Annotated in this window: 20 protein-coding genes; 16 read left to right on the forward strand and 4 right to left on the reverse strand. The window is 46.7% G+C overall.

Going from position 1 to position 22,677, the window contains the following annotated elements; all coding sequences use genetic code 11:
* Positions 1-79: 79 nt before the first annotated feature.
* The 8 genes from fliL to flhB are packed head-to-tail and all read left to right on the forward strand — an operon-like array spanning position 80 to position 5,580.
* Entirely contained in the window at positions 80-574 is a 495-nt protein-coding gene (gene fliL / locus AB4405_RS10435) for a flagellar basal body-associated protein FliL (protein WP_372060733.1), read from the forward strand.
* Positions 575-581: 7 nt separating this feature from the next.
* Positions 582-1,628, forward strand: a complete 1,047-nt coding sequence (fliM, locus tag AB4405_RS10440) for a flagellar motor switch protein FliM (protein ID WP_102467636.1) — start codon at positions 582-584, stop codon at positions 1,626-1,628.
* Positions 1,629-1,644: 16 nt separating this feature from the next.
* Positions 1,645-2,055 carry a flagellar motor switch protein FliN gene (gene fliN / locus AB4405_RS10445; protein ID WP_102467637.1) on the forward strand — a complete coding sequence of 137 codons (411 nt, stop codon included), beginning with the start codon at positions 1,645-1,647 and terminating at the stop codon, positions 2,053-2,055.
* Between the two features lie 2 nt (positions 2,056-2,057).
* The gene (fliO, locus tag AB4405_RS10450) at positions 2,058-2,498 is read left to right on the forward strand and encodes a flagellar biosynthetic protein FliO (protein ID WP_372060734.1); all 441 of its coding nucleotides are present in this window, start codon (positions 2,058-2,060) and stop codon (positions 2,496-2,498) included.
* Positions 2,499-2,523: 25 nt separating this feature from the next.
* Positions 2,524-3,354, forward strand: a complete 831-nt coding sequence (gene fliP / locus AB4405_RS10455) for a flagellar type III secretion system pore protein FliP (protein WP_372060970.1) — start codon at positions 2,524-2,526, stop codon at positions 3,352-3,354.
* A 12-nt stretch (positions 3,355-3,366) separates the two neighbouring features.
* Positions 3,367-3,636 carry a flagellar biosynthesis protein FliQ gene (fliQ, locus tag AB4405_RS10460; protein WP_102467640.1) on the forward strand — a complete coding sequence of 90 codons (270 nt, stop codon included), beginning with the start codon at positions 3,367-3,369 and terminating at the stop codon, positions 3,634-3,636.
* 8 nt (positions 3,637-3,644) lie between these two features.
* Entirely contained in the window at positions 3,645-4,427 is a 783-nt protein-coding gene (fliR, locus tag AB4405_RS10465; RefSeq protein ID WP_372060735.1) for a flagellar biosynthetic protein FliR, read from the forward strand.
* Between the two features lie 22 nt (positions 4,428-4,449).
* Complete coding sequence (flhB, locus tag AB4405_RS10470; protein ID WP_372060736.1) at positions 4,450-5,580, forward strand: flagellar biosynthesis protein FlhB; 1,131 nt, start codon at positions 4,450-4,452, stop codon at positions 5,578-5,580.
* 130 nt (positions 5,581-5,710) lie between these two features.
* Here flhB and AB4405_RS10475 read toward each other — a convergent pair whose 3' ends face one another.
* From AB4405_RS10475 to AB4405_RS10490, 4 genes are all read right to left on the reverse strand, one after another.
* Positions 5,711-7,207 (reverse strand): efflux transporter outer membrane subunit, encoded by a 1,497-nt coding sequence (locus AB4405_RS10475; protein ID WP_372060737.1) that lies wholly within the window; start codon positions 7,205-7,207, stop codon positions 5,711-5,713.
* A 4-nt stretch (positions 7,208-7,211) separates the two neighbouring features.
* Positions 7,212-10,283: an efflux RND transporter permease subunit gene (locus tag AB4405_RS10480; RefSeq protein WP_372060738.1), complete on the reverse strand. Its 3,072-nt coding sequence runs from the start codon at positions 10,281-10,283 to the stop codon at positions 7,212-7,214.
* 12 nt (positions 10,284-10,295) lie between these two features.
* Positions 10,296-11,396, reverse strand: a complete 1,101-nt coding sequence (locus tag AB4405_RS10485) for an efflux RND transporter periplasmic adaptor subunit (RefSeq protein ID WP_102467645.1) — start codon at positions 11,394-11,396, stop codon at positions 10,296-10,298.
* Between the two features lie 79 nt (positions 11,397-11,475).
* On the reverse strand, positions 11,476-12,375 hold the full coding sequence (locus AB4405_RS10490) for a LysR family transcriptional regulator (protein ID WP_372060739.1): 900 nt from the start codon (positions 12,373-12,375) through the stop codon (positions 11,476-11,478).
* Between the two features lie 206 nt (positions 12,376-12,581).
* Here AB4405_RS10490 and flhA point away from each other — a divergent pair, with 206 nt between their 5' ends.
* The 8 genes from flhA to AB4405_RS10530 all read left to right on the forward strand — a co-directional run bounded on the left by flhA (position 12,582) and on the right by AB4405_RS10530 (position 22,677).
* Entirely contained in the window at positions 12,582-14,681 is a 2,100-nt protein-coding gene (gene flhA, locus AB4405_RS10495; RefSeq protein ID WP_372060740.1) for a flagellar biosynthesis protein FlhA, read from the forward strand.
* 81 nt (positions 14,682-14,762) lie between these two features.
* On the forward strand, positions 14,763-16,472 hold the full coding sequence (flhF, locus tag AB4405_RS10500; RefSeq protein ID WP_372060741.1) for a flagellar biosynthesis protein FlhF: 1,710 nt from the start codon (positions 14,763-14,765) through the stop codon (positions 16,470-16,472).
* Positions 16,473-16,484: 12 nt separating this feature from the next.
* Positions 16,485-17,369: a MinD/ParA family protein gene (locus AB4405_RS10505; RefSeq protein WP_102467737.1), complete on the forward strand. Its 885-nt coding sequence runs from the start codon at positions 16,485-16,487 to the stop codon at positions 17,367-17,369.
* Positions 17,362-18,096 (forward strand): RNA polymerase sigma factor FliA, encoded by a 735-nt coding sequence (locus AB4405_RS10510; protein ID WP_372060742.1) that lies wholly within the window; start codon positions 17,362-17,364, stop codon positions 18,094-18,096. Before AB4405_RS10505 ends, AB4405_RS10510 begins: the two co-directional genes overlap by 8 nt.
* Positions 18,097-18,141: 45 nt before the next feature.
* Positions 18,142-18,510 (forward strand): chemotaxis response regulator CheY, encoded by a 369-nt coding sequence (gene cheY / locus AB4405_RS10515; protein WP_096995504.1) that lies wholly within the window; start codon positions 18,142-18,144, stop codon positions 18,508-18,510.
* 31 nt (positions 18,511-18,541) lie between these two features.
* Positions 18,542-19,258 carry a protein phosphatase CheZ gene (locus tag AB4405_RS10520; RefSeq protein WP_102467650.1) on the forward strand — a complete coding sequence of 239 codons (717 nt, stop codon included), beginning with the start codon at positions 18,542-18,544 and terminating at the stop codon, positions 19,256-19,258.
* 9 nt (positions 19,259-19,267) lie between these two features.
* Positions 19,268-21,538, forward strand: coding sequence for a chemotaxis protein CheA (locus AB4405_RS10525; protein ID WP_372060743.1), 2,271 nt, complete (start codon positions 19,268-19,270; stop codon positions 21,536-21,538).
* An 11-nt stretch (positions 21,539-21,549) separates the two neighbouring features.
* Positions 21,550-22,677 carry a chemotaxis response regulator protein-glutamate methylesterase gene (locus tag AB4405_RS10530; RefSeq protein WP_372060744.1) on the forward strand — a complete coding sequence of 376 codons (1,128 nt, stop codon included), beginning with the start codon at positions 21,550-21,552 and terminating at the stop codon, positions 22,675-22,677.

Raw genomic sequence — 22,677 nt, forward strand, 5'->3', positions numbered from 1 at the left:
AACGACTCGATAAGTGGGCGGCCAGTATGGACGCTGACTTACCCAAAATAAAAGCGAAAAACAAAAAGTAAACATCGATATGCCTGAAGACATTCAAGAACAACCCAATAGCAAAAAAAAGCTACTCATTATCATTATTGCCGCTTTGCTAGTGCTACTCATTGCGTGTGGTGCTGCTTATTGGTTCTTTAGCTCGGAATCTAAAGCGACCCAGACGTCATCGACACAAAATAGTGCTCAAACGGTCGTGGTCGACCCTATTTCATACGTCAATATCGCGCAACCTTTCGTTTTTAATGTGGCAGGAACAAAGCGTGACCGTATGGTGCAAATTAAGGCGCAATTGATGGTTCGTGGGCTCGATAATGAAGAGTTAGCGCGTTATCATTCTCCTTTAATTGAAAGTACATTGTTGTCGACGTTTGCATCGGCTTCAGTGGATCAACTGAGAAGCTCAAACGGGCGTGTCGAATTACGAGATCAAGCGACCGCCGATATTCAAAGCAGCCTCTCTCAAGTGGTTGGAAAGCCAGTGATTGAGCGTGTACTTTTTACCGATTTTGTAATCCAGTAGGTAATGTGTGACTGACTTATTAAGCCAAGACGAGATTGATGCGCTTCTTCACGGTGTCGACGATGTTGATGAGGTAGAGGAAGAGCTGGATCAAGACCCAAACGATGCCGTGCATTTTGATTTTTCCTCTCAAGATCGCATTGTCCGCGGTCGGATGCCGACGCTAGAGCTGATCAATGAACGCTTTGCTAGGCACATGCGTATCAGCTTGTTCAACATGCTTAGGAAAACGGCTGAGGTGTCGATTAACGGCGTCCAAATGATGAAGTTTGGCGAGTATCAAAATACGTTGTACGTACCCACTAGTTTAAATATGGTGCGTTTTCGTCCTTTGAAAGGCACCGCGCTGATCACCATGGAAGCACGCTTAGTATTTATTCTGGTGGAGAATTTCTTTGGCGGTGATGGGCGTTTTCACGCCAAAATTGAAGGGCGTGAGTTTACTCCGACAGAGCGTCGCATTATTCAGCTTCTGATGAAGACCGTTTTTGAGGACTACAAAGAGGCATGGTCGCCGGTCATGGGCGTGGAGTTTGAGTATTTGGACTCTGAGGTGAACCCAAGCATGGCGAACATCGTCAGCCCTACCGAGGTAATTGTCGTCAGCTCTTTCCATATTGAAGTGGACGGTGGCGGTGGTGACTTCCACGTTGTGATGCCGTATTCCATGGTTGAACCGATACGTGAGTTGCTTGATGCCGGTGTTCAATCCGACAAGATGGAAACCGACGTTCGCTGGAGCAGTGCACTGCGTGAGGAAATTATGGATGTGCCCGTTAATTTTCGTGTAAACCTGCTCGAGAAAGACGTGTCACTGCGAGACCTGATGGAGTTGCAAGTCGGCGATATCATTCCAATTGAAATGCCAGAAAACGCCACAATGTTTGTGGAAGATTTACCAACCTATCGTGTAAAAATGGGACGAACTGGTGAAAAAATGGCGGTTCAGGTTTCAGAGAAGATTAGACGCCCAGATGTGGTGAAAACGGATTTGGCTTTCCTAGGTAAGGATATTATGGCCGAGCTCGAACATGTGGACGATGAGAACGAATAAGAGAGTTTAAGAAGATATGGGTATGACAGACGACCAAAAATTAGCGGATGAATGGGCAGCGGCACTTGGGGAAGACCCAATGGCTCCTGACATTGACGTCGATGAGGTGCTTGCCGCACCACTTGATGAACTGCAAGATTCCTCGACACCAATTTCAGACGATGAACGCCGTAAACTCGACACCATTATGGATATCCCAGTGACGATATCCATGGAGGTTGGGCGCTCACAAATTAGTATTCGCAACCTGCTGCAACTTAACCAAGGCTCTGTGGTGGAGCTTGATCGAATTGCCGGTGAATCACTGGATGTGATGGTTAACGGGACCTTAATCGCTCATGGTGAAGTGGTTGTGGTGAATGATAAGTTTGGTATTCGTCTCACCGATGTCATCAGCCAAACAGAGCGCATTAAAAAGTTACGTTAACCATGAAAATACACAATCTATGCTCGCTTTTTATCGTCAGTGCGTTGCTACCTTTGTCGGTGTCGGCATTAGAAAAACCAAATGAGTCTGCGCCTGTGGGCTTAGCTGCAGGGCAATCCCCGTTTGATTTAGCGGCCACCTTAGGCGCGCTGGTGCTTGTCATTGTGGTTATTCTAGGGCTGGCATGGTTACTCAAGCGTATGAAAGTACCGTCAATGATGAACCAGCAAGGTCTCAAAATTGTTCGCCAAATCCCGGTTGGCACAAAAGAGCGTATTGCGATTGTGGAGGCTGGGGAGGAGCAATTTCTAGTGGGGATTACGGCCCAATCGATTCAGCTGATTTCCAAATTAGACACGCCACTCACGCAGGAAGAAAATGCACAACCTGCTTTTGCTGCGCAGCTGTCTAAACTGATGAAAAAGCAGGGCCAGCATGATTAATGTTTTTCGCGTACTGTTCTTTGGCATGTTACTTTTGCTGGCGCCAGTTAGCTTTGCAGAAGAGGCGTTGACGACTCCGGTTCCTAGCTCATCAGCCCTTGATAGTGGCGTGACCGTATCTGCAATGCAAAGCGATCAGGGCGCGGCCGGCAGTTCGACCGCTAGCGGGTTTGCTACTGGTCCGGGTATCCCTGCTTTCACAATGAAAACCAATTCGGATGGCAGTGAAGATTACTCAGTGAATCTTCAGATCCTGGCTTTGATGACCATGTTGGGCTTTTTGCCTGCCATGGTCATTTTGATGACAAGCTTTACTCGAATTGTTGTCGTGATGTCGATTCTTAGGCAAGCGATGGGGCTGCAGCAAACACCGTCTAACCAAGTGATTATTGGTATTGCGATGTTTTTGACATTATTTATCATGTCGCCAGTATTAAGTCAGGTGAATGAACAAGCCATCCAGCCTTATTTGAATGAAGAAATATCGGCAAAGCAAGCGTTTGATCAGGCGCAAGGCCCAATGAAATCCTTCATGCTGAAACAAACTCGAGTGAAAGATCTTGAGACGTTTGTTGAGATGTCAGGCTCTACAGCGGAAAACCCTGAAGATGTGTCACTTGCAGTGCTAATTCCCGCGTTTATTACCTCAGAATTAAAGACCGCATTCCAAATTGGTTTTATGCTGTTCCTACCTTTTTTAATCATCGATTTGGTGGTGGCATCTGTATTAATGGCGATGGGTATGATGATGTTATCACCGATGATCGTCTCTTTACCCTTTAAGCTTATGCTGTTTGTCTTGGTGGATGGTTGGAACTTGATTCTATCGACCTTGGCCGGCAGCTTTGCCTTGTAGCTGGAGTAGCTAATGACTCCTGAACTGTTTGTCGAACTGTTTCGTGATGCGCTGTGGATGGTGCTCATCTTAGTATGTGCCATTATTATTCCTAGCCTTTTAGTAGGCTTGATTGTTGCTGTGTTCCAAGCCGCCACGTCGATCAATGAACAAACATTAAGCTTTTTACCTAGGTTGATTGTTACCCTGTTGGTATTGATGGGTTTTGCTCATTGGGGGACGCAAATGATGATGGAGTTTTTCTTTGAAATCATCGAACGAATCCCTCAGGTTCTTTGGTAACCTAAGCCATGGAATATCCAACCGGTACCGTTATTGAATGGCTCGCAAACTATTTTTGGCCTTACGTGCGGATTTCATCCATGCTGATGGTGATGTCGGTGACAGGGGCCAATTTTGTATCACCGCGCATTCGACTATTCCTCGGATTAGCGTTGACACTTGGCGTCATGCCTTCCCTACCTGCTGTGCCACAAGACATTGAACTGTTTTCTTTTCAAGGCTTTTTGATCGTAGCTGAACAGATGCTTATTGGCATTTCAATGGGTATGGTCACGATATTTATGATTCAGACGTTTGTTATGCTAGGGCAGATCCTTGGCATGCAATCCAGTCTGGGCTTTGCGTCAATGGTAGACCCCGCGAATGGGCAGAGCACGCCTTTGTTAGGTCAGCTATTTATGTTTCTGGCAACGATGTTCTTTTTGGCGACCGATGGTCATCTCAAGATGATCCAGCTGGTCGTAATGAGTTTCAAAACATTGCCAATAGGCAGTGGGTACCTCACCGCAGTGGATTTTCGTGAGATGGCAGGCTGGCTGAGCCTAATGTTTAAGACGGCGCTGAGTATGGCACTGGCCGGTATTATCGCGCTGTTAACGGTCAACTTATCATTTGGTGTTATGACCCGAGCGGCCCCACAATTAAACATTTTTTCGTTGGGTTTTGCTTTTGCGCTGTTGGTCGGGTTGATGATCTGCTGGTATATATTGGCAGGGCTGTATAGCCACTATCAATTGTATTGGATAGATGTTGAAGGCCAGGTTTGCCGCCTGATTCGTTTGACGTGTTAATGGATGAGTAACGGAGACAGGTATGGCTGAATCTGATGGACAAGAACGTACTGAGGACGCCACGCCCCAGCGGTTAAAACAGGCGCGTGAAAAAGGTCAGGTTGCTCGTTCGAAAGAACTTGCCTCAGTCTCTGTACTGATTGTCGGTGCGTTGTCGTTGATGATGTTTGGTGATGGTTTAGCCAAAGCACTGTATAACACCATGGGGCGATTCTTTACCCTTACTCGGGAAGAAATCTTCGATCATACTAAGCTATTTGATGTCATTCTAGGCGCGCTATCTGGTCTCATTTTACCCTTGCTGCTGATCCTAGCCGTGCTGTTTGTTGCTGCACTAGCAGGCGCTGCCGGGGTAGGGGGCATTAGCTTCTCTGCCAAAGCAGCCATGCCGAAAATGTCGAAAATGAACCCGATGAGCGGCCTAAAACGTATGGTCGGTATGCAGAGCTGGGTGGAGTTGATCAAATCTATCTTGAAAGTATCGTTAGTCGCAGGCATGGCATTTTACTTGGTCAGTGCCTCACGTGCCGATTTGTTTCAATTGAGCGTTGAAGTCTTTCCACAAAACATCTTCCATGCCCTCGATATTTTGCTGAATTTTATCTTATTAATCAGTACCACATTGCTGATTGTAGTAGCAATTGATATCCCTTTTCAGATATGGCAGCACGCCGAACAGCTCAAAATGACTAAGCAAGAGGTCAAGGATGAGTTTAAGGATACGGAGGGCAAACCTGAGGTGAAAGGTCGAATTCGTATGCTTCAGCGTGAAGCCGCACAGCGCCGGATGATGGCAGAAGTCCCTGAAGCCGATGTGATTATCACCAACCCCGAACACTTTTCTATTGCGCTTCGATATAAACAAGGGCAAGACAAAGCACCTATCGTAGTTGCCAAAGGGATCGACCATATGGCACTAAAAATTCGAGAGGTTGCTCGTGAGCATAATATATACATCATCCCATCACCGCCTTTAGCTCGTGCTATTTATCACACCTCTGAGTTAGAACAAGAAATTCCTGATAGCTTGTTCGCAGCCGTGGCTCAAATCCTAGCGTATGTATATCAGCTCAAACAGTATCGTAAGAAGGGGGGGCAAAGACCGACGCTACAAAATGATCAAATTACGATTCCCAAAGACATGCGATATTAATCAAACCGATAAAGTAAAGGCGTACTCGATAGAGTACGCCTTTACTTTATTACGAACGGCTTTTTATGGGTGACTTTAACCGCGTTATCGACGTTTACAGTGTTAGTGACATCTACAACGTTATCGACATCTACAGCGTTGTATTTTCAAGTCGCCAGTCTCCTCCTAAGGCTTTGTAGACGCCGATGGTCACTTGTGCGGTTTGTAAGCGTGCCGCAATCGTTCGATCTTCCATCATGCGATGTTGTCGCTGTGCATCAAGTAATGCTAAGTGATTAATTAATCCTGCTTTATATAAGGAACGGGCTTTTGTGACAGCGCGTTCCGATGCGCTCAGAGCTTCTCCTATTCGCAGTTCGTTTTGCTGGCTACGCCCGTACGCAAAGAGCATTGAATCGACCTCGGTAATGGCGGTGTTGACTGAATATTCATAAGCCAACACGGCATTGTTAAATCGAGATTCGTTGAGTTCGACCATGGCTTCGCCGCGTCCACCATCAAAGACACTCCAGCTGACCCCAGCCGATGCAAACCAGCCAAAGGAATCACTGCTAAACAAATCATCAAAGCTACTGGCTGATACGCCTGGCGCACCGGTCAGGAAGAACTTAGGGTAGCGGTTGGCAATACTGGCTGCGACCTCTTCATTAATTGCCGCCATTTCACGTTCTGCGATGCGAATATCGGGTCGGCGTTGCAGTAAATCTGATGGTAATCCTGTCGGTATAATTCCCTCGAGAGTGGGCAATTCACTGTGTTTTGCCAATCTAATATCGACACGAGTGAGAGGCTCACCTAACAAGGTAGCCATGCGTTGTTTGTGTACCTGCTGAGCGATTTCAAGCTGTGGTATTACAGACTCGGTGGCTGCTAGCATGCTCTGAGCTTGGGCAAGGTCCAACTCTGAACCGTAACCAGTTTTCACCAAGCGCTTCACTAGCAACAAGGTTTTCTCTTGGTCTGCAAGGTTACTTTTTACAAGTTCTAAACGCGCTTGTGCTCCACGATACTGCAGATAGTTATGGGTAATATCTGCCGTCATCAAGGTTGTTAAGCCGCTTTGATAGATTTCGGCTTGCTCGACTCGAATCGCTGCTGCGTTTGATTGACGGTCAAGCCGGCCAAAAAGGTCCATTTCCCACCCGATGCTCGCACCGGCAAATACGCCGTCATGTTGGTTATCCAGCAGTGTGGCGGAGTCAAGCGCGGTACCTGTTGGCATAGAATCACCGATAGGGTTAAGCGCGGGACCTAACAAGGAATCACTCTTACTCAACTGATAATTAAAATAGCCTGCGCCAATGTTAACTGTAGGGACTTTGAATGAATCCACAATCGACTTGTAGCTGTTGGCCATTTTTATACGTTCAGCTGCCATCTTGAGTGGGATATTTTGCCGCTGAACATCAGCGACCATGGTATCGAGTACCGGGTCATTGAATTGTGTCCACCAATGTTCATTGACGACATGTTGTTGATTATCGGCATGCAGATATGCCTCGGACAGTGTGACCGTCGGAGCTTGGTAATCAGGACCGACGGTGCACCCAGCGAGTGTTAACGCTAACGCAATAGGAGCAAGGTTAAGCACGTTGGTTAAGCGACGTTGACTTGGCTTTATTCTCATGTGGTTATGCCTTCTGCTCTTTAATAGTCAATGTTGATGATTGCTCTGCGGCGGTGGACGCAGCGCTCTCTTTGTAGGCCAAGCGATAGAGAGCTGGCATCACAAATAAAGACAACACGGTTGCGGCGGCTAAACCGCCAATGATGGTTGCCGCCATCTGGTCAAAGAGCAAGTCACTCAGTAGCGGTATCATGCCTAATGCGGTGGTTAATGCCCCCATTGAAATGGCCATTGTACGATTGATGGTCGCTTCTTTGATGGCATCCGATAAGCTTCGTCCATTGCGTTTTTCAAGCTCAATTTGGTCCATCAAAACGATGCCGTTTTTAATGATCATCCCCATCAAGGTAATTGCCCCGATCAGCGCCATAAAGCCGAACGGTTTATTGAACCCAAGCAGTGCAAAGGTCGCGCCTGTTGCAGCTAAAGGAATCGTGGACAAAATAATGACGGGTTGTTTGAATCCGTTGAACATCGCCACTAGGATAATCACCATAATAAGGAGTGCTTTTGGTAACTGTTTAACGATGTCTGAGACCGCTTTATATTCATCATAATATTCTCCGCCCCATTCCATGTGGTAACCGGGTGGTAGTGCGATTGCTTCGATTTCTTCCTTGATGCTGTTTCTCACCGTTGCAGGTGTACTTGAACGAGCAACACCGGCTTGTGCTGTGATGGTTTTTACTCGGTCGCGTCGCCAAATCATGCTTTCTTCAGTACTTAACTCGAAACCATCGACAACTTGACCTAGAGGAACGCTGTGCAATCCAAGCAGTGATTTAACCGGCAGGGTTTCTAGCGATGCCATGGTGGGTTCAGAGCCGCGAAATTGAATGGGTATCAATTCGTCATTCAGGTTCATCTGTCCCAAAGGCATGCCGTTGGAAGCGCGCTTCATCGCAAACGCAATGTCCGCTCGATTTATGCCAGCGCGGCGCGCTTTGTCCATGTTGATAATGGGTGTCAGCACTTTGCTCTGTTGGCGCCAATCATCTCGGACATATTTCGCATCTGGATGTCTGGCCATGATGACTTGTGCTTGGCGTGATAAATCATGTAAAACGTGCTCATCTGGCCCAGAGAATCGAGCTTCAACGGCATATTTATCTGCGGTAGCCAATTTCAATGCGCGAAAGCGAGGTTGGGCATTAGGGAATTCTTCTGCGACCCATTTGTCGCCACGAGAAACCAAAGCAGAAATGGCATAATAGTCGGTCGTGTTAATCAAAATCTGACCGTAGGACGAATCAAAAGGCTCAGGCTCAACGGTGACGGAGAATCGTGGAACACTGGCGCCAATCGCACTAGAAATACTTTCAACTTCAGGTTGTTTGAGTAACCAAGCTTCGATCTTTTTCATGTCCGCTGATGTTTGTTCAACCTTGGCGCCGTTAGGCAACCAATAGTCAAAAAACACGATCGCGCGATCTGACTGCGGCAGGAAGTTAATGGCGACATAAGGCAACGCAAGCACGGTCACTAGTATCAGTGGAATCAGGGCAGACAAGGCTCGCTTAGGATTATCGACCGTCCAGCAGACCGCTTGTTTGTAGCGAGATTGCTTATCGGCGCTGCTTTTTGTGTTCGGTTTGAGGAACATCCAACACATCAGCGTCGTGAACGTCATGGCGACGAGCCAAGACAGCGTCAATGATGAAGCCATGATGTAGAAGACAGACCCAGCAAATTCAGCCGCATCAGTTTTGGAAAATAACACAGGGCTGGCGCCCATAACCGCGATGATCGTTGCGCCAAAGAGTGGCACGGCGGTTTCTTTGACAGATTCGATAGCGGCGGTTGTGCGCTCAATGCCCTTGTTGAGTTTAGCTGTCATCATGTCGGTAATAACGATGGCATTATCAACCAACATACCGAGTGCGAGGATAAAGGTTCCAAGTGATACTCGATGAAGGTCAATACTGTTGATATTCATGTATACCAGCGTCAGCAAAATAGTGAGCAATAGGCTACCACCGACAATGACTGCGCTTTTGAATCCCATGAAAATCAATAAAACAACAAAAACAATCGCGACACTTTCGGCTAAGTTTTGCACAAAGTTTTCAATCGATTTCTCAACTTCATCAGGTTGATAGGCGATGGGTGAAATTTCAACACCAAGGGGTAATGTTGCGTTAAATTCGTCGATAATCGAATGAATACTATCGCCTAAGGACACCACGTTAATGCCGCTAACGGGGCTGACAGCAAGCGTGACGGAGGGTTCGCCATTAAAGCGGTTTTCAGTCAATGCGGGCGTTTGATACCCCATGGTCACATCCGCAATATCACCCAATCGAATTAGACCGGTGCCGAGTTCATTGAACCCGCCTTGAATCATTAGATTTTTAATGTCGGCAAGGGACTGAAACTCGCTACCATGCTGGATACGAATACGCTCACTTCCAGCGTCGAATTGGCCTGCCTCGAACGTCATGTTACTGGTGTTGAGTTGACTCCAGACTTGCGCCATCGATAAACCATATTGAGCGAGTCGCTCATCAGGAAGGTCAATATAGACGGCTCGTGGTTGAACACCGTGCAGTTCGGCTTTCTTGATGCCTTTAACCGTTTTCAGTCGGCGTTGCAGCTCTTCTGAATACTGGCGTAGTTCTTCGGGCTTGGCGTCGTGGCTATGGACAGCGAAAAGCATGCCGTACACCTCGGAAAACTCGTCTTGGACAATACTGATTTGTGCCGTCGTAGGCAGTTGCAATTTGACGTCTTGCACTTTGCGACGTAATAAATCCCATTGTTGAGGAAGGCGAGAAGAGTTGAGGCTTTCTTTTAGGTCAACAAACACCATAGAAACACCGGGTTGAGAAAGTGAGCGAAGTCTATTCAACTCGCCCATTTCTTGTAGTTTGGTTTCGATGGTGTCGGTGACTTGGTATTCAACTTGTTCTGCTGATGCGCCTGGATAGAGCGTAACAACCACTGCTGTTTTGATGGTAAAGCTTGGGTCCTCAAGTTTACCAAGGTCAAAATAAGAGTAGATCCCAGCAATAATGCTTAGGGCGGTGAAAAATAGCAAAAACGTTCGTTGACGAATTGCGAATTCAGCAAGCTTCATGGTCAGTATTCCTTACTGCTTGCGCATGATTAATTGATCCGCGATATCGCCATCATGTAGATAGCTTGAGCCGCTGACCACAACAAAATCATCACGATAAATCGGCCCGGTAATACAAGCCTGATAGGCATCGAGTGAACGCAGTTCGACGGGGGTAGTGACCACGGTTTTGTTACGTACTACATTGATATGTAGTGTTTCTTTTTCGCCCACGATAGCCGAATAAGGCACGCAGTGCGCTTCATCAATATTGGTGAGCGTTGAGGTGACAGACACAGATTTACCGGGGAACAACTTTTTGTGGTTGTTGTTCTCATTGCTAGCGTCATCGATAGCGTAAGTCACGGTGTAGGTTTGCTTGATCAAATGTGGCAGCGGAGCGATTTCTGTAATGCGCGCGTTGACTGGTTCAGATGAATGATGCCAAGAAACGGTGCCCTGTTCACCAAGCTCAAAGCGTTGAATCATGTTTTCAGGGACATCGATTTCAACTTCTAATTGGTCGGTATTGTGAAGGGTAACGACAGCGACACCGGGCAAGGCTTGTTCATGCTGCTCGAAGTTTACTTTGCCAATGACACCATCAAATGGAGCCGTTAGCTGAGTATAATGCAGGACGTCTTTGGCGCGTTGGATGTTTTTTTCAACGACTTTAATCGCCGAAAGACTGCGTTCATATCCGCTGGTGGCACGGTCAAGATTGACGCTGGCAATGGCGTTATCCTCAGTCGCTTGTTTGACACGGCGTAATTCTGCCTTTGCGAGTTTATGTGCGGATTTGGCTTCAAGCATTTTAGCTTGCAGCTCTTCTAACGCGACCTGATAATCATGGGGATCGAGCTGCGCAATTGGGTCGCCCTGTGCCACTAATTGGCCGGTACGAACATGGATAGTAGAAATCGTACCTGGCACTCGAAAGGTGAGATTGGCTTTTTCTTGCGAACGAACGACCCCGTTAAAATGCTTAGCTGAATGCTCGAGAGAGTCTTTTAGTTGCACGACTTGGAGGGTTTTCTTGTGTGTCGGTGCATTGGCTGCGACTTGGGGGTGATGACAACCTGTGAGTACTAGCGTTGACACCATACTGAGTGTTATTAGGTTCATTCTGTTCATGATTATATAGCTCCATTATTATGGCGCTATCATAATCGTGAACCGTGGGGAGATAATCCGGTCTTATTGAGACTTACTGTCACACAATTCGTGACAATAAGTTTAATTTAGGGATTTCTTCAGAAAGATGTTCAATAAGTAAGCGGCTTGCTTGATTCAGTGTTTTTGGCTGTGGATAAAGTAGCCACCCATCTGCTTCTAGCGTGGTTTCATGGGGCAGCAAAGATACGAGCCGTCCAGCTTTTAATTCATCCTGAATCATCATCGTAGGAAGAAAGCTAATGCCACGTCCTTGCTGTGTGGCACCTTTAATAAACCCTACACTATCGGAGATGAGTCGGGCATTAACAGAAAAATGGCCGGTACTAAAATGCCATTTATCGTCTACATCACCACTAGGCCAGCGAAAACAGATACACTTGTGTTCATAAAGAGATTGTATCGAAATTGGAACGCCAAACGTTTCTAGGTAGCCAGGCGATGCCACCAAAGTTCGCCCAAAACTGATCACTTTTCTCGCGACGATATCGGAATCGATTAAACGGCCGCCATGCAGTGCGATATCGAGACCTTGCCGGAACATTTCATTGAATCCGTTGTTGATGCTGCGGATATCTAACTCGACATTTGGGTAATTGTCTTGGAAGTCAAATAGGATTGGCTGCAATAATTCATATGTCTCAGGTAGGATACCTAGCTTAATTCTGCCTGAAATAACTTGAGCTGATGTCGTGATTGATTGCTGGGCACGATCAAATAATTCGATTGCACTGGTGATTTCTTCATAAAATGTATTGCCGCTATGGGTGAGCGATAAGCTTCGTGTTGTGCGATGAAATAACTGCGTGCCAATCTCTCGTTCAAGCTCATTGATACGACGACTCACGTTTGCTCTAGGTAGGTCGAGCGCATTTGCCGCTCCAGTAAAGCTGCCAAGTTCAACAACCTTGATAAATAATTTTAAGTCGGCAATTTTCATCTGAGTTCCCATATGAAATGGTTTTAGACCCTGTTGGCCCTGTAATATTTTGTGCGAATAGTACCTGAGGTTTCGACATTAATCATTGATAAGACGGCATAAGTGGCGCGTCAAAATAATGACGGGTGTTGGGTATGAATTTTGCATATATCGCTGAAGTATTTTAATTCTGGTGCGAATATGCACCATCCGCAGTGATGTAGTCGATGAAATTAACGTTACCGTTCGCCGATAAGATGCCGGCTTTACCAAGTCGAGCTTTGCCTGCTATTGGCGCTCCAATTATGGTCCTTGCTGCGTTGGCGATGATCATACTGCCAATACCGGCGTTTCTTCTCGATCTGTTTTTTACCTTTAACATCGCCTTAGCGATGGTGGTTTTACTGGTATCGGTCTACACCCGTCGCCCTCTCGATTTTGCTGCTTTCCCAACGGTACTATTAATCGCAACACTATTGCGTTTGGCATTGAATGTTGCCTCGACTCGTATCGTCTTACTCTATGGTCATGAAGGAAGTGGCGCTGCGGGTAATGTTATCGAGGCGTTTGGTAATGTGGTCATCGGGGGTAACTATGCGGTTGGCCTGATTGTCTTTATGATTCTAATGATCATCAACTTTATGGTGGTCACAAAAGGTGCCGGTCGTATCTCAGAAGTGAGTGCCCGCTTTACCTTGGATGCCTTGCCTGGTAAGCAAATGGCCATTGATGCGGACTTAAATGCTGGGCTGATTGACCAGGATCAAGCGCGAACCCGTCGATTTGAAGTGACCAAAGAAGCCGACTTTTATGGCTCGATGGATGGTGCGTCAAAGTTTGTGAAAGGCGATGCAATCGCGGGTATCTTGATCCTTTTCCTTAATATCGTCGGCGGTCTTGGCATCGGTATGATGCAGCATTCATTAGGATTTGGCGAAGCCCTGCAGATTTATACGCTACTGACGATTGGTGATGGCTTGGTTGCCCAAATTCCCTCGCTCTTATTGTCTATTGCCGCTGCTATTATGGTGACGCGTCAAAATACTGACGAGGATATGGGGCAACAGGTTGTCTTTCAGCTATTTGATAATCCAAAGGCGTTGATGATCACCTCCGGTATCATGTTTATAATGGGTATTGTCCCTGGCATGCCGCATTTCGCATTTTTGTTACTCGCTGCATTGGCCGGTGGCGGGGCGTATTGGATGACAAAGAAACACAAAAAAGCAGAAGAACAAAAAAACCTTCCCGCGGAACTTCAAGCTGGCGATTCACCAAGCAAGCCTAAAGAATTGTCTTGGGATGACGTTCATCCTGTTGATGTTATAGGTTTAGAAGTCGGTTATCGATTGATTCCTTTGGTCGATAGAGACCAAGGCGGAGAATTGTTAGAGCGTGTTAAAGGGGTACGTAAAAAGCTATCACAAGATTTTGGCTTTCTTATTCCAGCGGTTCACATTCGAGATAATCTGGAGCTCACACCAAACTCTTACCGCATCACGCTGATGGGCGTTGCGGTGGGTGAAGCGGAAATTCGACCCGATCAAGAGCTGGCGATTAACCCTGGGCAAGTCTATGGCCTCATTGATGGCGAGTCGACGATTGATCCCGCATTTGGCCTTGAAGCAGTATGGATTCAAGAAGTACAAAAAGAACATGCGCAGGCATTAGGTTATACGGTAGTGGACTCTTCAACGGTACTTGCCACCCATCTTAGCCAACTGCTCACCAACAATGCTGCACAGCTGTTAGGGCATGAAGAAGTCCAGAACCTACTCGAATTGCTTGGCCGAAGCGCACCAAAACTGGTTGAAGACTTTGTTCCTGAACAATTGCCATTAGGTACCATGGTCAAGGTGTTACAAAACTTATTGAACGAAGCCATTCCTATTCGAGATATTCGAACCATCGTTCAGACATTGGCTGAATATTCTTCAAAGAGTCAAGAACCTGACGTTTTAACGGCTGCTGTACGAATTGCACTTAAACGACTAATTGTTCAAGAAATCAATGGAATAGAACCTGAATTGCCCGTTATTACACTTATTCCTGAACTGGAACAAATATTGCATCAAACTATGCAAGCGGCAGGTGGAGAATCTGCAGGCATTGAACCTGGTTTAGCCGAGCGTTTGCAAGCGTCATTGACGCAGGCCACGCAAGAGCAAGAACTGAAAGGTGAAGCGGCCGTCTTACTGACTTCGGGTGTACTTCGCTCGACGTTAGCCAAATTTGTAAAGAACACCATTCCAAATTTGAGAGTGTTGTCTTACCAAGAAATACCTGATGAAAAACAAATACGTATCGTACAGGCCGTCGGTAATTAAGAATGAACAAGTTGTTCTTGTTAACCATAAAACTGACACATTAAGACCTATGAATGCCGGTATTGAAAATGGATGTGACCGTTGAAAATTAAACGATTTTTTGCCAGAGATATGAGACAAGCACTGCAGCAAGTGAAAGAAGAACTTGGTGCTGAGGCGGTTATTATGTCGAATAAGAAAGTGGCGGGTGGTGTTGAAATCGTTGCCGCGGTCGATGGTGATGGTAACCAGTCAGCCCCTCGTCAAATGAGCAGGCAGGCATTGTCCCCACCCACTCAATCAAACCCATCGGACTATGCTGGCGAGCGTGAGCTAAAAGACGACCACGTTAGCCTGAACCCGAGAAGCGCAACGAATGCACCGTCGGTGACCGATCGTTTTGCTAATATGCTGAAAAACTATCGCGGTGGTCCTGCTTCCAGCGAACCAACACCACCAGTCAAGCCAACAGATTCACTGTCTGCGCTGCTAGAGCGTCAATCTGAGCGCACTGCGTCAATGAATAACGCCTATCAAAGTAGCGATCAATATCAATATGCTCAGGGAAATCGTGGGTATTCATCGAATACGCCCGAACGTGGCATGCGTGACAATCATACACAAGGTAATGGCGCTCGTGATAATGGTTTACGCGATAGTGGTCTGCGAGACAGTGGCTTACGTGATAGCAATAGCTTACGTGATAACAGTAGCCTGCGTGATAACAATAACCTGCGCGATAACCAGAGCCCGTATGCTGCTCAGCAACGGTCATTTGAAGAAAGGGCTGAACCTAGAAATGCATTAGGTCGCAATGGCATAAATCAGGGATCCCCCGCGAGTCATATGCCCAATAGTCATTCTCCTTCCAATAAGCGAGATGGCAAAATTGGCGAAGAGCTTGAATCGATGAAGGAAGACATGTCATCCATTCGTCGTCTACTTGAGCATCAAGTCTCCGGATTGATGTGGCAAGAAGTTGAACGCAGAGAACCCCTTCGTGCCATGCTGATCAAACGACTCGAGCGCATGGGGCTGTCACCTGAATTAGCGGACCAACTGGCTTGTTATATCCCTGAAGATACGCCGCCTCAAAAGGCATGGAAGGCGCTATTGGCGTTAGTTTCGGATCAAATTGTCGTGAGTAAGCAAGACATCCTTCGCCAAGGGGGCATTGTCGCTTTGCTTGGCCCTACTGGTGTTGGCAAAACGACCACCGTTGCGAAACTAGCGGCAAGAGCCGCCATGGAATATGGTTCAGACAATGTCGCGCTAGTTACTACGGATACTTATCGAATTGGTGCCCATGAGCAGTTGTCGATTTATGGCAGAATTATGGGATGTCCGGTAAGAGTGGCTAAAGATTCTGAAGAACTGGCCGATGTATTATATCAGTTACGAAATCGACGTCTGGTTTTGATTGACACCGCCGGTATGGGACAAAGAGATGTCCGCTTGTCTGAACAGCTTGATACCTTGATGCAAGAAAGCGGTGAGAATATTAATAGTTACTTGGTGTTACCTGCTACCGCGCAACGCCAGGTGTTACAAGAAACACTGGATCATTTTCGACGCATCCCGCTTTCTGGCTGCATCATGACCAAACTCGATGAATCACTGAGTTTGGGAGAGTTTATCAGTGTTGTAGTGCAAAATGCGCTGCCAGTGACTTACATCGCAAACGGGCAACGAGTCCCGGAAGATATTGTAATCGCTCAGCCAAAATACATGGTCGCTAAAGCGAACGAATTACTTGAGAAGTCGACAGAGAACGAACCCCACTTTTGGAACAGCGACATGGAGGGGGTTTAGGTGCAATCGAATATGACAAATAACATGATATATGACCAAGCAAGTGGCCTGAGGCGTTTGGCTCAACCGACACATACGAAAGTGATTTCGGTTACTGGTGGTAAAGGTGGCGTTGGCAAATCCAATGTCACACTAGGAATGGCTATCTGTATGGCTCGCCAAGGCAAAAAAGTCATGGTTTTAGATGCTGATTTAGGTCTAGCGAATGTCGATGTAATGCTAGGGATTCGCTCTAAGAAAAACCTCGGTCATGTATTGGCAGGAGAGTGTGAGCTTAAAGACGCCATTGTTGAGGGTCCACACGGTATTCGCATTATACCAGCAACGTCGGGCACACAAAGCATGACGGAGCTTAGCCATGCACAACATATCGGTCTTATCAGAGCGTTTGGTAGCTTAGAAGACGATATGGATATTCTGCTGATCGATACTGCAGCAGGAATATCGGACATGGTCGTGAGTTTCTCTCGTGCTGCTCAAGATGTAGTCGTTGTGGTTTGTGATGAACCTACATCAATTACGGATGCCTATGCGTTGATTAAACTCCTCAGCCGTGAGCATCAAGTACAACGCTTCAAAGTTGTGGCGAATATGGTTCGCAGTTACCGTGAAGGCAGAGAATTATTCGCAAAATTGACATTAGTCACAGAGAGATTCCTCAATGTGAGTCTTGAACTTGTCGCATGCATCCCATTAGATGATAAAGTGCGACAAGCAGTGAAAAGACAAAAAATTGTTGTCGATGCGTTTCCACGTTCTCCTGCTGCATTAGCATTGAACTCTTTAGCGAGTAAAGCGCTCACTTGGCCTATACCCAAGGTTCCAAGTGGACACTTGGAATTTTTTGTGGAGCGTTTGCTAAATAGACCTGCCGTAGAGGAACCATTTAGTGAATAAAGCTTTGACCTATGACCAGCACGCCAATTTAAGCGGTCAACAAGCTTTCTTAGAGAAATACTCAGTATTAGTGAAGCGGATTGCGCACCACTTAATTGGGCGACTACCACCAAATGTACTGGTGGAAGATTTAATTCAAGCAGGCATGATCGGCTTGATTGAAGCGCAAAAAAACTACGACGGTAGTAAAGGCGCGAGTTTTGAAACGTATGCGGGTATTCGTATACGTGGTTCTATGCTGGATGATATTCGTCGTGGCGATTGGGTGCCAAGGTCGGTACATAAAAATAGTCGTGATATATCTCAAGCAACCTCTCTTCTTGAAGTCGAACTTAACCGGGAGCCTACCGATAGTGAGGTTGCGCAGCATTTAGGGATGAGTTTGACACAGTATCACCGAGCGTTAACAGATATTAGCTGTTCTCGTCTGGTTGGTATTGAAGATTTAGGCGTTTCAGAGGACTCGGTCTCTATTGCTACTGATGATGAAGACAACTCGCCATTTCAGGGTGTCGCGGATGAAGCTTTTCGCGAAGCGTTAATTGAATCAATTAAAACGCTCCCCGAGCGTGAAGCGTTAACGTTATCCTTGTATTATGACGAAGAGTTAAATTTGAAGGAGATAGGAGAGGTATTGGGCGTCAGCGAATCGCGCGTTAGCCAAATACTTAGTCAAACGATGCAGCGTCTTCGTACCAAGCTCAACGCTTGGACTGATAATAATTAATAATCACTGATCTTTCTGTCAGTGGAGGCAATTTTGAATAAAAACATGAAAATCCTTATTGTTGACGACTTTTCAACAATGCGACGTATTGTCAAAAACCTTCTACGCGACTTGGGCTTTAGCAACACACTTGAAGCTGATGATGGTTTAACGGCGTTACCTATGCTCAAAAAAGGCGATTTTGATTTTGTTGTGACTGACTGGAATATGCCAGGCATGCAAGGCATTGATCTTCTTCGCCATATCCGAGCGGATGACGAGTTAAAGCATTTACCCGTTTTAATGATTACAGCTGAAGCAAAACGCGAGCAAATTATTGAAGCGGCACAAGCCGGTGTGAATGGTTATATTGTTAAACCATTTACCGCAGCAACCTTAAAAGAAAAACTAGATAAAATTTTTGAGCGCTTATAACGCGCTCCTATAGCAAAGCGGCTATTTCAGAATGATTTCATTGGAACAAGCGAAGCAACTTGTTGAACTGCTTGAAGAAGGCAAACAACAAGAGGCGAATGAGCTAATCATAATGGTTCAAGGCGGCAGTGAAAGTAAGGTGCTTCAAGAAGTAGGAGCATTGACACGAGATCTGCACGACGCACTGAGTGAATTTAGCATTGATACTCGTCTCAACGAGATTGCCAATGACGAAATTCCTGAAGCGCGAGACCGTCTTGAATACGTTATTAACAAGACCGAGGTTTCGGCCAATACAACCATGGATGCGGTTGAACATTGTTTGCCGATGGCTGACAACCTCCATGAGTGCTTGCTACAAGTTCGTCCACAATGGAATGAACTGATGCATGGACGTGTCGAGCTACAAACATTTAAAGATTTGTGTCATCGAATTGATAATCTACTGACTCAGGTTGAGGGCAACAGCACTGAACTTCGAACTCAGTTGACCAACATATTGATGGCTCAGGACTTTCAGGATCTTACTGGACAAATCATACGCCGCGTTATCACGTTAGTGAGTGAAGTGGAAACAAGGCTTGTGGAAATTTTGAAAGTGTTCAGTGACGAACAACAATCAATAACAACAAAACCAAAGCAGGCACCAGTTGGCGTTGAAGGACCGATTATCAATCCTCATGAACGCATTGATGCCGTTTCCTCGCAAGACGAAGTTGATGATTTGCTTTCGAGTCTTGGGTTTTAGAGGTGGATTATGAGCTACGAATTAGATGAAGAGATTCTTCAGGACTTTCTAGTAGAAGCGGGTGAAATTCTCGAATTGTTGTCTGAACAACTCGTGGAGCTAGAAAACAACCCTGAAGATAAAGATCTGCTGAATGCGATATTTAGAGGGTTTCACACGGTTAAAGGTGGTGCTGGATTCCTGGCGCTGACCGAACTCGTTGATACGTGCCATGGCGCGGAGAACGTGTTTGATATTCTTCGTAATGGTCAAAGAAGCGTTAACGCAAGCTTGATGGATACGATGCTAAGGGCATTGGACACGATTAACCACCAGTTCCAAGCCGTGCAGAATTCAGAAACAATGTCATCTGCCGATCCTGATTTATTGGAAGAGCTGCATCGCCTTAGCTCACCGGCGACCAGTAATGAAGACGTACCTGACCCTATTGCGCCCCAAATCGCCCCCATTGCTCCCATAATTGAGCCTGTAGCGGCAATTGAACCAAGCTCAGTCGACGTGCAAAGTGGTTCAATTGACGACATTACTCAAGACGAATTTGAACGTCTTCTTGACGAGCTTCACGGTAAAGGTGCAGCGCCTAATCAGAAAAAAAATGCGGTGACGCCACCCCCATCACCAGCGATTGCTGCTGTGGATCGAGCGCCTGTCGCGGCTAATGCTAGCTCGTCGGATATTACGGATGATGAGTTTGAAAAGCTTCTGGATGAGTTGCATGGTATAGGAAAAGGCCCTTCCTTAGGGGATGCTACGCCACCACCTCCAGCCGCTGTATCGACACCACCGCCTTCTCCATCCTCGCCACCTAATGGTGGAGATTTGATGACTGATGAAGAGTTTGAAAAACTGTTGGATGAACTTCATGGTGTAGGTAATGGTCCTTCGCCAGAAGAATTGGAAGCGGCAACCCAACCGGTTTCAGTATTGAAGGGGTCGACATCGTCTGTTCCTACTCAGGTATCCGAAGCGACGGTGTCGCCGAGACCAACCGTTGCAGTAGAGACCGAAAAAGCTCAGCCCGTCGCTTCTGTGCCTGTGTTACAAGAGAAAAAACTGCCAACAAACAGCGAAACAAAAGCGACACCAGTAAAGAAACCGCAAGCTGAAGCAAGCGTGCGTGTTGACACGTCAACCCTTGATACCATTATGAACATGGTGGGTGAGTTGGTATTGGTTCGCAATCGACTGGTTAGCCTTGGGCTAAACAGTAACGATGAGGAAATGTCGAAAGCCGTTTCTAATTTAGACGTCGTGACCGCCGATTTACAAGGTGCGGTGATGAAAACGCGTATGCAACCTATTAAAAAGGTATTTGGACGTTTTCCTCGCGTCATCCGCGATTTGGCACGCAGCCTGAACAAAGACATTGTTCTTGTGATGCAAGGCGAAGAGACAGACCTCGATAAAAACTTGGTTGAGGCGTTAGCGGATCCTCTGATTCACTTGGTTCGTAACTCGGTCGACCACGGCATTGAAATGCCGGATGTACGCGAACAATCCGGTAAATCTAGAACCGGTACCGTCACACTTTCGGCATCACAAGAAGGTGATCATATCGAGCTCGCTATCGTTGATGATGGCGGAGGTATGGACCCAGATAAACTGCGTGCTATTGCGGTGAAACGCGGCATGATGGATGAAGATGCGGCTTCTCGTCTGACCGACAAAGAGTGCTTCAATCTGATTTTCATGCCTGGCTTTTCGAGCAAAGAAAAGATCTCGGATATCTCTGGACGCGGTGTAGGTATGGACGTGGTGAAAACGGCCATCAATACACTTAATGGTTCGATTGATATTGATTCAGAGCTTGGAACGGGTACCAAGATCACGATTAAGGTGCCGCTCACACTGGCAATCTTACCCACGTTAATGGTCGGAGTGGGAGGACATCCTTTTGCTTTACCTCTGGCGAGCGTAAATGAAATATTCCACCTTGATCTTAGCCAAACGAATGTTGTTGATGGTCAATTAACGATCATCGTTCGTGACAAGTCGATCCCACTATTTTATTTGCGAAACTGGCTTGCTTCTCATGCCGATCAAGTTGAGTTGCGTAAGGGACATGGTCATGTCGTGATTGTTCAGATTGGCAGTCAACGGGTTGGCTTTGTCGTCGATACACTCATCGGCCAAGAAGAGGTTGTGATTAAGCCTCTCGATAAATTATTGCAGGGCACGCCTGGCATGGCGGGGGCAACGATTACCAGTGATGGCCATATTGCGCTTATTTTGGATGTACCTGATTTGCTTAAGCAGTACGCTGCCGCGTCGCGTATCTGATAAGGAAATCTATGTCGATCAAAGTGTTAGTAGTAGACGATTCGAGTTTCTTTCGTCGTAGAGTTAGTGACATCATTAACGCCGCTCCTCGGTTAGAAGTCATTGATGTGGCGGTCAATGGAAAGGAGGCGCTTGAAAAAGCGCTTTCTCTAAAACCTGACGTTATCACCATGGACATTGAGATGCCTGTGATGGATGGGATTACCGCTGTGCGTGAGATAATGGCAAAGCAACCTACGCCGATTCTCATGTTTTCATCGCTGACCCATGACGGCGCTAAAGCGACGTTAGACGCACTTGAGGCCGGAGCGCTGGATTTCTTACCTAAGAAGTTTGAAGACATCGCTCGCAACAAAGACGAAGCAGTCACCTTGTTACAGCAACGTGTCCAGCACATTGCAAGTCGGCGAGCAATGCTTCGCCGCATGCCGATGGCAGGTCGTACTCCAAGAATTGAGCCTGCCTCAACTCGCCCTGCGGCGTTGAAAGCGTCAGACAGTACCATATCCAAATCCATCGTCACGCCAGCGGCGCCTGTCCAAGCTCGTTTTCGTGCCTCGGGAAAACAGTATCAATTGACAGCGATCGGCACTTCAACAGGTGGGCCAGTTGCGTTACAAAAAATACTGACGCAGTTTCCGAGAAATTACCCACATCCTATTTTGCTTATTCAACATATGCCCGCGACGTTTACTGCCGCCTTTGCAGCTCGCTTAAATTCGCTATGCCAAATTACCGTTAAGGAAGCCGCTGATGGGGACGTACTTAAGCCCGGTGTGGCTTACCTTGCACCCGGTGGCATGCAAATGATGCTAGAAGGACGCCCATCTAACGCCAAAATCAGAATTATTGATGGCGGTGAGCGAATGAATTACAAACCTTGTGTCGATGTGACATTCGGGTCTGCGGCAAAAATATACCAAGACAAAGTGTTGTCGGTTGTATTAACCGGTATGGGTGCAGATGGCCGAGAAGGTGCTCGTATGTTGAAAGCGGCCGGTTCGACCATCTGGGCACAAGATGAAGAAAGCTGCGTGGTATATGGAATGCCGCAAGCCGTTGCAAAAGCGGGGATCTCGACAGAAGACCTACCATTAGAACGCGTCGCGGAACGTATTCTTGTTGAATTAAAGAGGTAG

The organism is Vibrio sp. 10N.261.51.F12 (assembly GCF_041471725.1).
Taxonomy (GTDB): Bacteria; Pseudomonadota; Gammaproteobacteria; order Enterobacterales; family Vibrionaceae; genus Vibrio.